Source organism: Pseudomonas baetica (genome assembly GCF_002813455.1).
GTDB classification, from domain to species: Bacteria; Pseudomonadota; Gammaproteobacteria; order Pseudomonadales; family Pseudomonadaceae; genus Aquipseudomonas; species Aquipseudomonas baetica.
On record NZ_PHHE01000001.1, the window covers coordinates 2696873 to 2709571 of the forward strand.

Annotated in this window: 11 protein-coding genes; 5 read left to right on the forward strand and 6 right to left on the reverse strand. The window is 59.2% G+C overall.

Annotated features, from left to right (window positions below; genetic code table 11):
* Positions 1 to 240 precede the first annotated feature (240 nt).
* Positions 241 to 1515: an Hsp70 family protein gene (locus ATI02_RS12255; RefSeq protein ID WP_095188289.1), complete on the forward strand. Its 1275-nt coding sequence runs from the start codon at positions 241 to 243 to the stop codon at positions 1513 to 1515.
* 134 nt (positions 1516 to 1649) lie between these two features.
* On the opposite strand, the gene ATI02_RS12260 is transcribed toward ATI02_RS12255, so the two are convergent.
* The 4 genes from ATI02_RS12260 to ATI02_RS12275 form a co-directional block, all read right to left on the reverse strand.
* The gene (locus ATI02_RS12260) at positions 1650 to 2663 is read right to left on the reverse strand and encodes an AI-2E family transporter (RefSeq protein WP_100846407.1); all 1014 of its coding nucleotides are present in this window, start codon (positions 2661 to 2663) and stop codon (positions 1650 to 1652) included.
* 204 nt (positions 2664 to 2867) lie between these two features.
* The gene (locus tag ATI02_RS12265; protein WP_095188291.1) at positions 2868 to 3173 is read right to left on the reverse strand and encodes a PsiF family protein; all 306 of its coding nucleotides are present in this window, start codon (positions 3171 to 3173) and stop codon (positions 2868 to 2870) included.
* 123 nt (positions 3174 to 3296) lie between these two features.
* Positions 3297 to 4886 (reverse strand): hypothetical protein, encoded by a 1590-nt coding sequence (locus ATI02_RS12270; protein WP_146166064.1) that lies wholly within the window; start codon positions 4884 to 4886, stop codon positions 3297 to 3299.
* A gap of 356 nt (positions 4887 to 5242) precedes the next feature.
* Positions 5243 to 6025 carry an AraC family transcriptional regulator gene (locus ATI02_RS12275; RefSeq protein WP_100848457.1) on the reverse strand — a complete coding sequence of 261 codons (783 nt, stop codon included), beginning with the start codon at positions 6023 to 6025 and terminating at the stop codon, positions 5243 to 5245.
* A 96-nt stretch (positions 6026 to 6121) separates the two neighbouring features.
* Between ATI02_RS12275 and ATI02_RS12280 the strand changes: the two genes are divergently transcribed.
* A complete protein-coding gene (locus ATI02_RS12280) occupies positions 6122 to 7009 on the forward strand; it encodes a DMT family transporter (protein WP_100846409.1) in 888 nt (295 codons plus the stop codon).
* A gap of 120 nt (positions 7010 to 7129) precedes the next feature.
* On the opposite strand, the gene ATI02_RS12285 is transcribed toward ATI02_RS12280, so the two are convergent.
* Entirely contained in the window at positions 7130 to 8008 is an 879-nt protein-coding gene (locus ATI02_RS12285) for an esterase/lipase family protein (protein ID WP_100846410.1), read from the reverse strand.
* Between the two features lie 235 nt (positions 8009 to 8243).
* Between ATI02_RS12285 and ATI02_RS12290 the strand changes: the two genes are divergently transcribed.
* On the forward strand, positions 8244 to 8774 hold the full coding sequence (locus ATI02_RS12290; RefSeq protein ID WP_100846411.1) for a ferritin-like domain-containing protein: 531 nt from the start codon (positions 8244 to 8246) through the stop codon (positions 8772 to 8774).
* A gap of 142 nt (positions 8775 to 8916) precedes the next feature.
* Here the strand turns inward: ATI02_RS12290 and ATI02_RS12295 are convergent, their stop codons facing one another.
* Complete coding sequence (locus tag ATI02_RS12295) at positions 8917 to 10992, reverse strand: AsmA family protein (protein ID WP_100846412.1); 2076 nt, start codon at positions 10990 to 10992, stop codon at positions 8917 to 8919.
* 385 nt (positions 10993 to 11377) lie between these two features.
* On the opposite strand from ATI02_RS12295, the gene ATI02_RS12300 reads away from it, so the two are divergent.
* The gene (locus ATI02_RS12300; RefSeq protein ID WP_100846413.1) at positions 11378 to 11794 is read left to right on the forward strand and encodes a hypothetical protein; all 417 of its coding nucleotides are present in this window, start codon (positions 11378 to 11380) and stop codon (positions 11792 to 11794) included.
* A gap of 170 nt (positions 11795 to 11964) precedes the next feature.
* The gene (locus ATI02_RS12305; RefSeq protein ID WP_095188299.1) at positions 11965 to 12597 is read left to right on the forward strand and encodes a TetR family transcriptional regulator; all 633 of its coding nucleotides are present in this window, start codon (positions 11965 to 11967) and stop codon (positions 12595 to 12597) included.
* Positions 12598 to 12699 lie beyond the last annotated feature (102 nt).

A 12699-nucleotide genomic window follows, 5' to 3' on the forward strand; every position in this document is an offset into this window, starting at 1 on the left:
TTCGCGCGTGCCGGGTTGACCGATCTCAAGTTTGTGACCGGGTGGCGCAGCAGAAGTTTATCGGCAGTGGGCGACGGTTCTTGCGACCGCCGGTATGTCTGCCGGCCCATGCCAGCAAGTTTGGGGCGAAGCGGCGACTTTCAACCCACTCTAGTCGCGAAATAGCTGATGACCGGCCTTCGAATCTGCCGCGCACTGACATACACTGCGCGGCCGTTTTTTGACCGGAACCCGAAAGACATGAATAACGCCTCTCCAGCCCGTGCCTGCGGCATCGACTTCGGCACGTCCAACTCCACCGTCGGCTGGCTGCGCCCCGGCATGGACACGATGATCGCGCTGGAAGACGACAAGATCACCCTGCCGTCGGTGGTCTTCTTCAACATCGAGGAACGCCGCCCGGTCTACGGTCGCCTGGCGCTGCACGAATACCTGGAAGGCTACGAAGGCCGCCTGATGCGCTCGCTCAAGAGCCTGCTCGGTTCCAAGCTGATCAAGCACGACACAAGCGTGCTCGGCACGGCGATGCCGTTCAAGGACTTGCTTGGCCTGTTCATCGGCCAGCTCAAGAGCCGCGCCGAAACGGCTGCCGGTCGGGAGTTCGAGCAAGTGGTGCTGGGCCGTCCGGTGTTCTTCGTCGATGACGATCCGCTGGCCGACCAGGAAGCTGAAGACACGTTGGTGGAAGTGGCACGCAAGATCGGCTTCAAGGACGTGTCGTTCCAGTACGAACCGATTGCCGCGGCATTCGACTACGAGTCGACCATCGAAAAGGAAGAGCTGGTACTGATCGTCGACATCGGCGGTGGTACCTCCGACTTCTCGCTGGTGCGCCTGTCGCCCGAGCGTCGCGGTGTGGATAACCGCCACGACGACATCCTCGCCACCGGCGGCGTGCACATCGGCGGTACCGACTTCGACAAACAACTGAGCCTGCAAGGCCTGATGCCGCTGTTCGGCTACGGCAGTCGCATGAAGAGCGGCGCCTACATGCCGACCAGCCACCACATGAACCTGGCAACCTGGCACACGATCAACTCGGTGTATTCGCAGAAATCCAGCCTGGCGCTGGGCAGCATGCGCTACGACATCGAAGACACCGGCGGCATCGATCGCCTGTTCAAGCTGATCGAACAGCGCGCCGGGCACTGGCTGGCGATGGAAGTGGAAGAAACCAAGATCCAGCTGACCCACGCCGACAGCCGCCACGTGCCGCTGGACCGGATCGAGCCGGGGTTGAGTGTGGAACTCACGCGGGCGTTGTTTGAGTCGGCAATCGATGCGCTGCTGGAACGGGTGCGCGGCAGTGTCACGCAGTTGCTGAACGACGCGAATGTATCGGTGGCGCAGGTGGATACGGTGTTCTTCACCGGCGGTTCCAGCGGCATACCGGCGCTGCGCAACAGCGTTTCGGCGATGTTGCCGAATGCACGACATGTTGAAGGGAATATCTTTGGCAGCATTGGTAGCGGCTTGGCGATTGAAGCCATGAAGCGTTACGGTTCGATGGCCTGATCCAGAATCGGCGGCGCGCCCTTCGCGAGCAGGCTCGCTCCCACACTTTGAGCGCATTCCTTCAGTTGAAATGCGATCCACTGTGGGAGCGAGCCTGCTCGCGAAGAGGCCGCTCAAACACTACAAAATCTGAATCAAACCATCCCGCCCAGCTTCAACTCACTCTTCAGGTACGCATAATAAATCGGCCCCGCCACCACCCCCGGCAGGCCGAATGCGGCCTCGAACACCAGCATCGCCAACAGCAACTCCCACGACTTGGCACTGATCTGCCCGCCGACAATGCGCGCGTTGAGGAAGTATTCGAGCTTGTGGATAAAAATCAGGTAACCCAGCGCCGCCAGCGCCACCCAGATCGACAGCGACAGGCCGACGATCGTGATCAGCGTGTTCGATATCAGGTTGCCGATCACCGGCAACAGGCCGAGCAGGAAGGTCAGCACGATCAGGGTCTTGGTCAGCGGCAGATGAATGCCGAACATCGGCAGGATCACCGCAAGAAAGATCCCGGTGAAGAAGGTGTTGAGCAGGGAAATCTTGATCTGCGCGAAGACAATGTTGCGAAACGCCTGCACCAGCAGGTGCAAACGGTCGAACAGCGCGGCGGCCAGTGGTTTGCGCTTGGTGACATCAGGTATGCGCTGCAAGGCGATGATCGCGCCGAGCACCATGCCGATCAGCAGCGTCACGAACATGTGCGCCGCGTCCTTGCCCACCAGTTGCAGGTCGGCCAGGTGTTTGCTCGCCCACTCGCCAATCGCTACGCGAAACTCCGCAGCGCTGGCCGGCAGGTAGGCATCGACAAACGGCGGCAACTGACCGCGGGCACGGTCGACCACGCCCATGAATTTGTCGAGTGACGCGCCGGGGTTTTCCGCCTCGTGCAAGAGGAAACTGATCGCCCCGGCGAAGATCAGCGCCAGCACACTGACCACCAGCGTGCCCAGCAGCGCCACCGCCAGCCAACGCGCGCGCCGCCCTTCGATCAGCCGTTGCAGTTGCGGGGTGAGCATGTTGACCAGCTCGAACACCAGCAAGCCGGCAAGCAGGCTGGGCAGTAAGCGCAGCGGCAGTACCAGCAGCAAACCGCCGAAAATGATGATGCAGCTGACCCAGAACACAACATGACGCTCAGAAAACGTTGGCATACAGCCTCAAAACGAACGGCGTAAAAGGATGGGCAGTCTGCCAGCGATCCGGGGGGAGCACTAGGAATATGCAGGGGCGGAGAGTGTTGTCGCGCTCAATGGCCCCTTCGCGAGCAGGCTCGCACCCACAAGGGGTACGCCTTTCAATGTGGGAGCGAGCCTGCTCGCGAAGAGGCCGGCCCGTTCACCACAAATACTTACTGATTACTTTTTCTTCAGGCATTCACTCATGAAGGTCTTGCGCGCATCGCCGGCCAGCGCCTTGGTTTTCGCATCGGCGTTGCAGGTTTTCATCTTTTCCTGCTGTGGCGTAAGGGCCTTGGCATCGTTGGCTGCCGGCGCTGCCTTGAGGCAGGTGCTCATGAACGTTTTGCGCTCATCGCCTTTCAGACTCTTGGCGGTTGCATCGGCATTGCACGTCGTCATTTTGTTCTGTTGCGCCGTGGCGGCGAAACCTTGGGAACACAGGAGCAGACCAATCATCAACAAAGGGGCACGCAACATCTTCATGGAGTTTTCTCCTGGTCGCCGCACCGATGGATGCGGCCTCGCTGTGAAGTGTAGACAAAGGCTGTTACACATCACCAGTGGGCCACATCTCAAGAACGCCTCAGGCGTTTCTCCCAGCGAGGATCATGGCGTAGCGTTGTCATCCGGCAGGAAGATTGCCTTGAAACGCTCATATGCAGCGCTTCGCCGCTCGATCACCGACAGTGGCACCTTCTCAAAGGAAACGGGCACCTCGCCCGGCATATGATAAGTGGAGCCCAGCGTACCCAGGGAGATCCACTCGGCGTAGCCGTTTTTGTGCATTTTGCTGACCTTTAGTTCCCGGATCGTACTGTCTTCAACGACGGCTGGAAGCCTGGCAGACCCCGGCGCGGTATCGTTGATGAAGCTGTACTCTGCGACAGCAGGGCCTGGTTCCAGGGTCTCGAGAGGGGGCAACTTGAAATTGAACTTACCGTTGTCAACCGTGTGGGCTGCCGGGAACTCAACCCAGGAATCGGCGACGACCAGGTCGGAGGGTTTTCCGTGAAGATCACCGATCAGCACATACTGGTGGTCAACTTGTGAACCTGCGATTCCAGGCCCTGTCGCCTGGACGATGTGAATCGGGGAGGTTCTCGGTTGACTGGCAAGAATCGAAAACACCACTTTGGAGTTTTCCGAACAGTTGCCACTTTTAATCTCAATGGCTTTTTGCGCATGTTCGGCAATGGTCATATCGGCAGTGAATTCCTGGGTCACCGCATTGAATTTTCGAAGGTTCTTGACCTTCGCAATGCCCGCCCCGCCTTTCTCAAAAATGCTGGGCAACTGATTACCCGACATCGGCAGCAGCTCCCTGGCGCGATAGATAGCACGCTGTGCCTGTTGCAGGCTGGACATCACTTGCGCTGTCACCTCGGTTGGCGCTTGCCGCTGCGGTGGCGCATCGGTGCCGTGCCCCCGAAACGTTTCACGCAGCTCCTGTAATTCTTCCGGAATCGCCCGTGCCTCTCGGGTGGCGAGTTGCAATGAATCGTAGTCGTCGAACCGCCCGGTCTGCTGCAGATTGCGCGCATAAGCGCCCAGGTTCCTTTCGAACTCGGTCAGCGGCACCAGTCGTTCTGCGGTGAACATGCGTTCAGTCAGTGCATCGAACTGCTCGGGCGTCATCAATCTCTGCAGATCCGGCAACGCTTCCACGCTCTTTATCGTCTGTTGGCTGGCGTCCCAGTCTGCGGCCAGGTTGGCCTGCGCCAGGGCATTCCAGAGAAAGTTGTCTTTCGGGTATTCCTCAAGCCATTGCAAACCGCGCAAAAAATCGAATCGTTCAAAATCCGCAGTGTTCGAATCAAATGCCATGTCGACAACATCCTTGTAACGAACGCCGATTTCTTTCAGTTGCGTCGCCTCCCCCACATACGGATACCAAAGCCTGCTATCCGGATCCTGTAAGAGAATCGGGCCGGAGGCGACTGTTTCCCTCAACAACTTGGCACGGTATTGCCCCAGAGCCGGGTCCATGACGACATGAACAATTCCGAGATTTTCGACGTCGACGTACTGTCGGCCATTGAGCGTTCGTAAACCGTCGACATCAGCTGTCGGTAACTTCGCAACCTTGGGAATCTTGTAATCGCTCATAGGACGCGACACGGATGCCGCTGCCGGTTGCCCGCTGCCGAGGTTCAAATCGCCGATCGTCACCGATGATTCAACTGTGGGCACATTCACATCAATGCCCCCGGGAGTGTGGCTCGTCCCCGGCGTCGGTGGCCGGCTCGATCCCGGAAAAACATCGACCGTGATACGGGGCGTTGAGTCGGGTCGTGGTACCGGACTTACAGGGCGCGAACCTGGCGCATGGGCATCGACTCTAACGGTGCCATTGGAGGGGGGTCTGCGAATCATCGGGTTTCATCCTTGTCGTACTGCTGCGGCTACATGCCGGGTGATTTCTCGACGGTTTTACAGCGCCCTCTCAGAAAATTCCCAAACAATGTTATGCAGCACTTTTCGCCGTGCAGACTTCGCACTCGCTGCAACGGCGCAAGTGAAAAAAACCGCTGACTTTTCAAGAAACCAACCAATCAAAACATATTGTTTCGGCGGTAGTGCTCAGGTGTGCACCCGGCCTGACGGGCAAACATCGCGATGAAGGCCGAGCCGCTGCTGTAGCCAAGATCAAAGGCGATCTCCTGCACGCTGCGCGATGTTTCCAGCGCTTCGATCGCGGCGAGATAACGCAGGCGCTGACGCCACTCACCGAAACTCATGCCCAATTCACGCACGAACTGCCGCGCCAACGTGCGCTCGCTCACATGCACCTGCGCCGCCCAGTGCGCCAGCGGCTGGTTATTGCCCGGTTCGGCCTGGAGGGTTTCAAGAATCGCCAGCAATCCCGGGCTGCTCGCATACGGCAGATAACACTCATGCACCGGCGCCTGGCGCAGTTGATCAACCAACACCTGCGCCAGTCTCTGATCGGCGTCGAGTGCAGGAATCTTCACATCGCGCGCGGCGAAGTCTCTGAGAATCGCTTTGAGAATATCGCTGATCGCCAACGTGCAGGCGCGCCCGGGCAACTCGGCGCAGACCTTGGGGTCGAGACACACCGCGCGATAGTTGACCGGTTGATGACTGTAGAAACTGTGCTCGACCTGCGGCGGCACCCACACCGCGTATCGCGGCGGCGACATGAAACGGCTGCCGTCGACGTCCATGTGCAGCACGCCGTGAGCGGCGTACTCCAGCGTGCCCCACGGATGGCGGTGTGGCGCAGCGAATTCGTGGGCGTTGAAGTCGGCGTAGCGAAAGTACACCGCCGACGGCAGTTCGCTGAAATCCAGCAGATCGATGTGTTTACTGTTCATGCTGTCCGGTTTCAAAGGCAGGTTGTCCGGTTCGAAGTATAGGGCTGCATCCAGACAGGGGATAATCACGTTTCATCAACGTACTGGTTTCAACGCATGCAATACGCTTTTCCTCTGCTGGCGATTTTTATCTGGGCCGGCAATACCGTGATCAACAAACTCGCGGTCGGTGCGATCTTCCCGGCCGAGATCGGTTTCTACCGCTGGCTGCTCGCGGGTCTGCTGTTCACGCCGTTCATGCTTAAGCAAGTGATCGCGTACTGGCCGCAGATTCGCCCCAACCTGGGCAAGATTTTTGTCCTCGGCGTGCTCGGCATGGCGGTGTATCAGAGCCTGGCCTACTTCGCCGCGACCCTGACCACGGCGACCAACATGGGCATCATCCTGTCGCTGATGCCATTGATGTCGCTGGCCATGGCGATCATCAGCCTCGGCCAGCGCCTGACGGCCGGTGCGCTGGTTGGCGCGGTATTGTCGTTCGCCGGAGTGTTGGTGGTGGTGTCGTCCGGGAGTCTCGGCGCGCTGCTGCAACACGGGGTGAACCTGGGTGACGCGATGATGCTGATCGCCACTCTGGCCTATGCGATTTACAGCACCCTGCTGAAAAAATGGCAGCTGCGCCTGCCGCCGCTGGTGCTGCTGTACTTGCAGGTGCTGGTGGCGATTGTGGTGCTGTTCCCGCTGTACGCCGCTTCACCGAAAACCGGGCTGACGCTGCAGAACATTCCGCTGGTGCTGTATGCGTGCCTGCTGGCTTCGATGCTCGCGCCCTTGGCGTGGATGCAGGCGGTGCAGCGTTTGGGGCCGAGCCGGACAACGCTGTTCTTTAATTTGCTGCCGTTGATTACCGCGCTGATTGCGGCGGTGGTGCTTAAAGAACAACTGGCGATGTATCACCTGATCGGCGGTTTGCTGACTTTGGGTGGGGTGATTTTGTCTGAGCGCTGGACCACCGTGCTGGGCCGCCGGGCCAGCATTGCCTGATCAGGCCTCATCGCTGGCAAGCCAGCTCCCACAAGGATTGGGTTGTTCGCAAAATCTGTGTTCAACACAAAACCTGTGGGAGCTGGCTTGCCAGCGATGAACGATAACCTGATGGAACTGTTAGACCCCCGCAGCTTTTAGCCGCGCCGCATGCTCGACAAACAGCCGCACCGGATCGGCGCCCTTGCCGACCAGCCCCAGCGACTGGTTGACGATGTCGAAGTGATCCAGCGGATAGTCATCGCCAATCACCGTCCCCAGATGTGAGCTGTAACGCCCGACCATCCCGTCACACTGCCCCGGCTCACGCACGAAAGTCTTGGCAAACAACCGACAACTGCGATTGGTCCCGTCAAACAGATTACCGCCGCGATCAGTCTTGCCCGGCTGCAACGTTCCCGACCACGAGTAGTAGCGCACACCGTTGACCTCCTCCGGCCCGTGCCCGCCCCAAGTCTCGGGCAAGCCCTGTGGATAACGCTGATTGAACAGCGCCACCCCCTCAGTCGTCAGCGATTGGTGCGAAGCGTGGATATCCACCGGCAGTTTCGGTCCGTGGTAACCGGTTTCCAATACCGCCATCAGCCAGCCGATCAGGCGCAGCAGCGCTTCAAGGATTCGGCCCTTGGCGCTGTCGGCCGGGTAGTGTTTTTGCAGATAGTCGGCCAGTTCGGAACCGTGATTGGGCCCCGCCACCGACGTTACCGAGGCCACCAGATCCGGGCGTTTTGCCGCCGCATAACGCGCCGTCAGCGAGCCCTGACTATGGCCAAACAGGTTGACCTTGGCGGCACCGGTCTCGCGCAGGATCTCCTCGATCCGCGCCAGCAATTGCTCGCCCCGCACCTCGCTGGAGTTGAGCGGCGAAACCTGCACCGCAATCACCGTCGCACCACCACGGCGCAAAGCCTTGATAATCCCGTACCAATACGGATAAAGCACAAGCCGGATAAACCCCAGCATTCCCGGCACCAGCACCAGCGGATAACGCGTCGACATGGGCAAACATCCTAGTGGTCGGTGAATGGATGCAAGGCGTGCAAAACGCCCGCCAAGCATCCGCTGCAATGATGACAACTCGACGAGCAGTCTGCCGACAGCCGCTTGACGGGCCGGCGACAGGATGGCGGGAAAATCCCATAAAACTTTTTGCATCGCAAAGGACTCACAACCTGGGTAGGTGATCACGACTGTAGAGCGTGGCGCCAATCGGATTAGCCTCCAGGAGATTGAAATGAGCGACCTGCATTTGTCTGATGTTCAAACCCTGCGTGAACGCGCACGGCAACACGTGGAAAACGGCGCGGTGACCGAAGGTTACAGCGCTAACCGTGAAGAAGTGCTGCGCTTGCTCAACGAATCGCTGGCCACCGAACTGGTCTGCGCATTGCGCTACAAACGTCACTACTTCATGGCCAACGGCGTGAAGGCCCACGTCGCCGCTGAAGAGTTTCTCGAGCACGCGAATCAGGAAGCCGAGCACGCCGACCGTCTGGCCGAGCGTATCGTGCAACTGGGCGGCGAGCCGGAATTCAACCCCGACATGCTGTCGAAAATGTCCCACGCGCAGTACGTGGCCGGCAACACCTTGAAGGAAATGGTCTACGAAGACCTCGTCGCCGAGCGGATCGCCATCGATAGCTACCGCGAGATCATTCAGTACATCGGTGAGAAAGACCCGACTACCCGGCGCATCTTCGAAGACATCCTCGCGCAGGAAGAAGAGCATGCCGATGACATGGCCGACATCCTGAACGACCTCTGATACCTGATGACTGATCGTTCCCACGCTCTGCGTGGGAACGCAGCCCGGCACGCTCTGCGTGCCTTTTTAATGCCGAACGCGGAGCGTCCGTTGAGGCGTTCCCACGCAGAGCGTGGGAACGATCGGGAGGGATGCTAAATGGTTACTTGCTTGGCTTGACGGTCACAGGTGCCTTGCCGGCCTTCATCTGCTCCAGCAGCGGCGCACACTGATTCGGCTCGCCACCGCTTGGCGCCACCAGCGCCAACAAGCCTGCCGCCGGCGCGGCAATCACCCCCAGCGCAACCATCCCCGCCCCGCGCAACAACAACGGCACGGCTTTGACCCCCGCATCCGGCTTGATGAACTTGCCGCGCACATACAGCGGCGAACGCAGCGAGATCAAGCGCCAGCCCTTGGATTCCGGCGTCACCGTCAGGTCCAGTTGCTCGGTGGCCATGTTCGCCGTGCCATCGATGTAGATGATCGCGTTCTCGGTGTCGAAGACAAACAGCCGCGTAGTCGCCAGGCCAGTCTTGATATCGAAATCCGCCGCCGCGCAGTTGATCTTCACTTCCTTGTCGCCAAAGATCTTGCCGACCACGTAGTTGCCGACGTTGAGCCCCGCCAGTTCCATCAATTCACGGCTGATCGCGCCATCGTTGATCAGCATCTTCAGATTGCCATTCGCACCGCCCAGCAGCTTGGCCACCGAGTTACCGCGACCGGTGATATCAGCATCACCATTAAGCTCGCCGAAACTGGTTTTCATCGGCTCGAAGGTCGGGAACAGCTCCTTGAGCTTGAACCTGCGCGCCGTCAACTTCGCCCGGCCTTCCAGCGGTTCGGTGCGACCGTTGAGGCGGATCTGCGCGTCCAGATTGCCGCCAGCCACGCCAAAACGCAGCGGCTCCAGGCTGAGTTCGCCATCGTTGAGTTTCAGATGGGTATAAAGGTCAGTGAACGGCAACTTCTCGCTGTGGACGATGCGTTTGCCGGTGAACTCGACATCGGCGTCCATCGCACGCCAACGGTCAGTCTTGAACTCTTCCACCGGCAGCACTTTGTCCGCCGGTTGCTTGCTCTCGCCGCCGCGGGCCTTTTGCTTGTCGTTGGAGTCGGCGCCGATCAATGGGGCGAGGTCGGCGAACAGCAGTTGATTGGACAGCAGCGCGCCGCTGAGTTTTGGCCGTGGCTGGCTGGCGACGTAGGTCAGGTCACCATGGATGTCGCTGCCGCCGATCTTGCCGTTGAATTTCTCATAGGTGAATTTCGCCCCGGCCTCATCATGCAGCTTGGCGATCAAGTGGCCATCGGTGGAATACGGCGGCGTGTCCGGCAGGGTCACACCGGTCAGCGGGTAAAGGTTGCCGAGGCTGGCGCCGGCCAGTTTCAAACGCAGGTCGAGGGCGCCAAGGTTGAGTGGATCGGTCAAGGTGCCGGCCAGCTCGATGCTGGTGTCGCCGATTTTCGCCTGGGCCTGCAGCGGGAACGGTTTACTCGCGTCCTGCAACGCCAACAGTCCACCGATCTTGCCTTGGCCGGTGAGATTCTGGCCGTGGTACTGACCTTTGACCTTCAAGGCAAAAGCATAGTCCTGCGGTGCGCCACCCTTGTCCTGCGCGGTTTTCGCCGCTTTGTCACCGACGATTTCGCTGAACGGAATCGGCTTGCCCAGCGGATCGATCAGCACATCAAGATTGGTTTTAAGCGTCTGGTCATCAAGGGTGACGTGGCCCTTGTCGAACTTGATGGCGCCGATATCGACCACCCAGCTCGACGGCTCGGCATTCGGATCCTTGGGATCGAACTTGAACGTCCAGTTGGCGCGACCGTCGGCCAGGCGCTGCAACTCGGCGTTGGGTTCGGTCAGGTCGATGCGCGGAATCACTACTCGTTGCGCCAGCAAGGCCAGCGGTGAAATACGCAGTTCAACGCGTTTGAGCGTGACCATCTGCGGTTTCTTCGACCAGTCAGGATTGCCCAGGCGCAAATCCTCGGCGACCACATGCGGCCACGGCACCCAGGCACGCCAGCCGCCCTCATCCGGCTCGCGCTGCCAGATCACTGCGAGGTTGCCGTTGATGGCAAACGGTCGGTGCAGTTCTTGCGAAACTTTGGCATTGAGCGGCGGTTTGATTCGGTTCCAGTCGAAGAACACGATGATCAACACCAGTACCGCCAAGAGCAGTACGAGGATGGCGAAGGTCCAGCTGAAGATTTTCCCGGTGCGCGTCATGCACAAAACTCCTGATCACCACTGCACGCCGAAAACCCGGCGCACAGCTGAAACGGCGGGCCAAAGCGGCCCCTATGAAATCTGTGACTGGCAAAAGGCCCGCAGGTTTAGTCGAAAGGCAGATTCCGCCGCAAAAAATCACGCTAATTCTGACTGATCGGTCGAACAGCGTTACCGCCCCCCGCACTTTTGCGAGGCACGAGTGGGTCGAAAATACCCACTGCGGTGCAAAAGCACATGGCTGAAAGGCCCGGTCTAGAGCCTCCCGCCAGAACAATCAATTCTGTTGATTATTACCATTACGTTTATGAACTTTCATATCGACTTATCGAGAGTAGCATTGCCCTCGTACCCACTTTATCGCCCTCCCAAGGAGCAACCCATCATGAAACGCCAATTACTGCTCAGCCTTACCCTGTCGATGCTAGCCAGCACTGCTTTCGCCCTGCCCGCTGCCGACCAGGCTACTCCGCAAGTAAAAGACAGCCACTCGGTGTTCAGTCAAACCCTCGCCGAAGACGGTTATGACAAAACTCCACAAGGTCAGACCCTGGCTGAAGATGGCTACGACAAGACTCCACAAGGTCAACTTGCCGAAAACGGTCGCAACCGCCTCGAAGAAAAAGGACTGGTTGAAGACGGTTACGACAAGACCCCACTGGGCCAAGCTGTCGCCGAAGGTGGCCGTGATCGCCTCGAAGAAAAAGGTCTGGTCGAAGACGGCTACGACAAAACCCCACAGGGTCAACTCGCCGAAGGTGGTGGTGACCGTGTAATCGAACGCAACAGTGCCTTGAGCTAAGCCCATGGCGGCCCGGAAAAAAGCCCAATCAGCGGATTGGGCTTTTGACTTTTCAGCTGTTGCTATTAATAAGTCGTTATTTCCCCGCTGCATCCCCCGCTGCCGTTCGACGCCGATAAAGCCGATTTGCTAGAGTGCGGCGCTTGTCTTGTCGAAGAACACACCTTGCGATGCTGCCCCGCGCCGAACAGAAGCAACAGACCCGCAACGCCCTGATGGACGCTGCCCGCCACCTGATGGAAAGCGGCCGAGGATTCGGCAGCCTGAGCCTGCGCGAAGTGACGAAAACCGCCGGCATCGTGCCCACCGGTTTCTACCGGCATTTTGCCGATATGGACGAGCTCGGTCTGGTGCTGGTCAGTGAAGTCGGCCAGACCTTCCGCGAAACCATCCGCCTGGTGCGCCATAACGAGTTCGTCATGGGCGGCATCATCGATGCGTCGGTGCGGATCTTTCTCGATGTGGTCAGCGCCAACCGCTCGCAGTTTCTGTTTCTCGCTCGCGAGCAGTACGGCGGTTCGCTGCCGGTTCGCCAGGCGATCGGTCGTTTGCGCGAGAACATCAGCTCCGATCTGGCCGCCGACCTGACGATGATGCCCAAGCTGCAGCATCTGGACGCGGAGGGTCTGAGCGTAGTGGCGGATCTGATCGTCAAATCGGTGTTCGCCACCCTGCCGGACATCATCGACCCGCCGGCCGAAGCCTTGCCGGAACATCTGACGCCACAGGCGAAGATCACCCAGCAACTGCGCTTCATCTTTATCGGGCTCAAGCACTGGCAAGGGCTCGGCAGTACCGAGTAACCCTCCTCCCTCCAAATAGTCATACATCTCCTGTGGGAGGGGGCTTGCTCCCGAATGCAGTGTGCCCGTCGAAACATGCCTGCCTGAGACACCTCTTTCGGG

Coding starts and splice junctions, on each gene's coding strand:
- ATI02_RS12255 (WP_095188289.1), top strand. CDS start 241: ATGAATAACGCCTCTCCAGCCCGTGCCTGCGGCATCGACTTCGGCACG.
- ATI02_RS12260 (WP_100846407.1), bottom strand. CDS start 2,663: ATGCCAACGTTTTCTGAGCGTCATGTTGTGTTCTGGGTCAGCTGCATC.
- ATI02_RS12265 (WP_095188291.1), bottom strand. CDS start 3,173: ATGAAGATGTTGCGTGCCCCTTTGTTGATGATTGGTCTGCTCCTGTGT.
- ATI02_RS12275 (WP_100848457.1), bottom strand. CDS start 6,025: ATGAACAGTAAACACATCGATCTGCTGGATTTCAGCGAACTGCCGTCG.
- ATI02_RS12280 (WP_100846409.1), top strand. CDS start 6,122: ATGCAATACGCTTTTCCTCTGCTGGCGATTTTTATCTGGGCCGGCAAT.
- ATI02_RS12285 (WP_100846410.1), bottom strand. CDS start 8,008: ATGTCGACGCGTTATCCGCTGGTGCTGGTGCCGGGAATGCTGGGGTTT.
- ATI02_RS12290 (WP_100846411.1), top strand. CDS start 8,244: ATGAGCGACCTGCATTTGTCTGATGTTCAAACCCTGCGTGAACGCGCA.
- ATI02_RS12295 (WP_100846412.1), bottom strand. CDS start 10,992: ATGACGCGCACCGGGAAAATCTTCAGCTGGACCTTCGCCATCCTCGTA.
- ATI02_RS12300 (WP_100846413.1), top strand. CDS start 11,378: ATGAAACGCCAATTACTGCTCAGCCTTACCCTGTCGATGCTAGCCAGC.
- ATI02_RS12305 (WP_095188299.1), top strand. CDS start 11,965: ATGCTGCCCCGCGCCGAACAGAAGCAACAGACCCGCAACGCCCTGATG.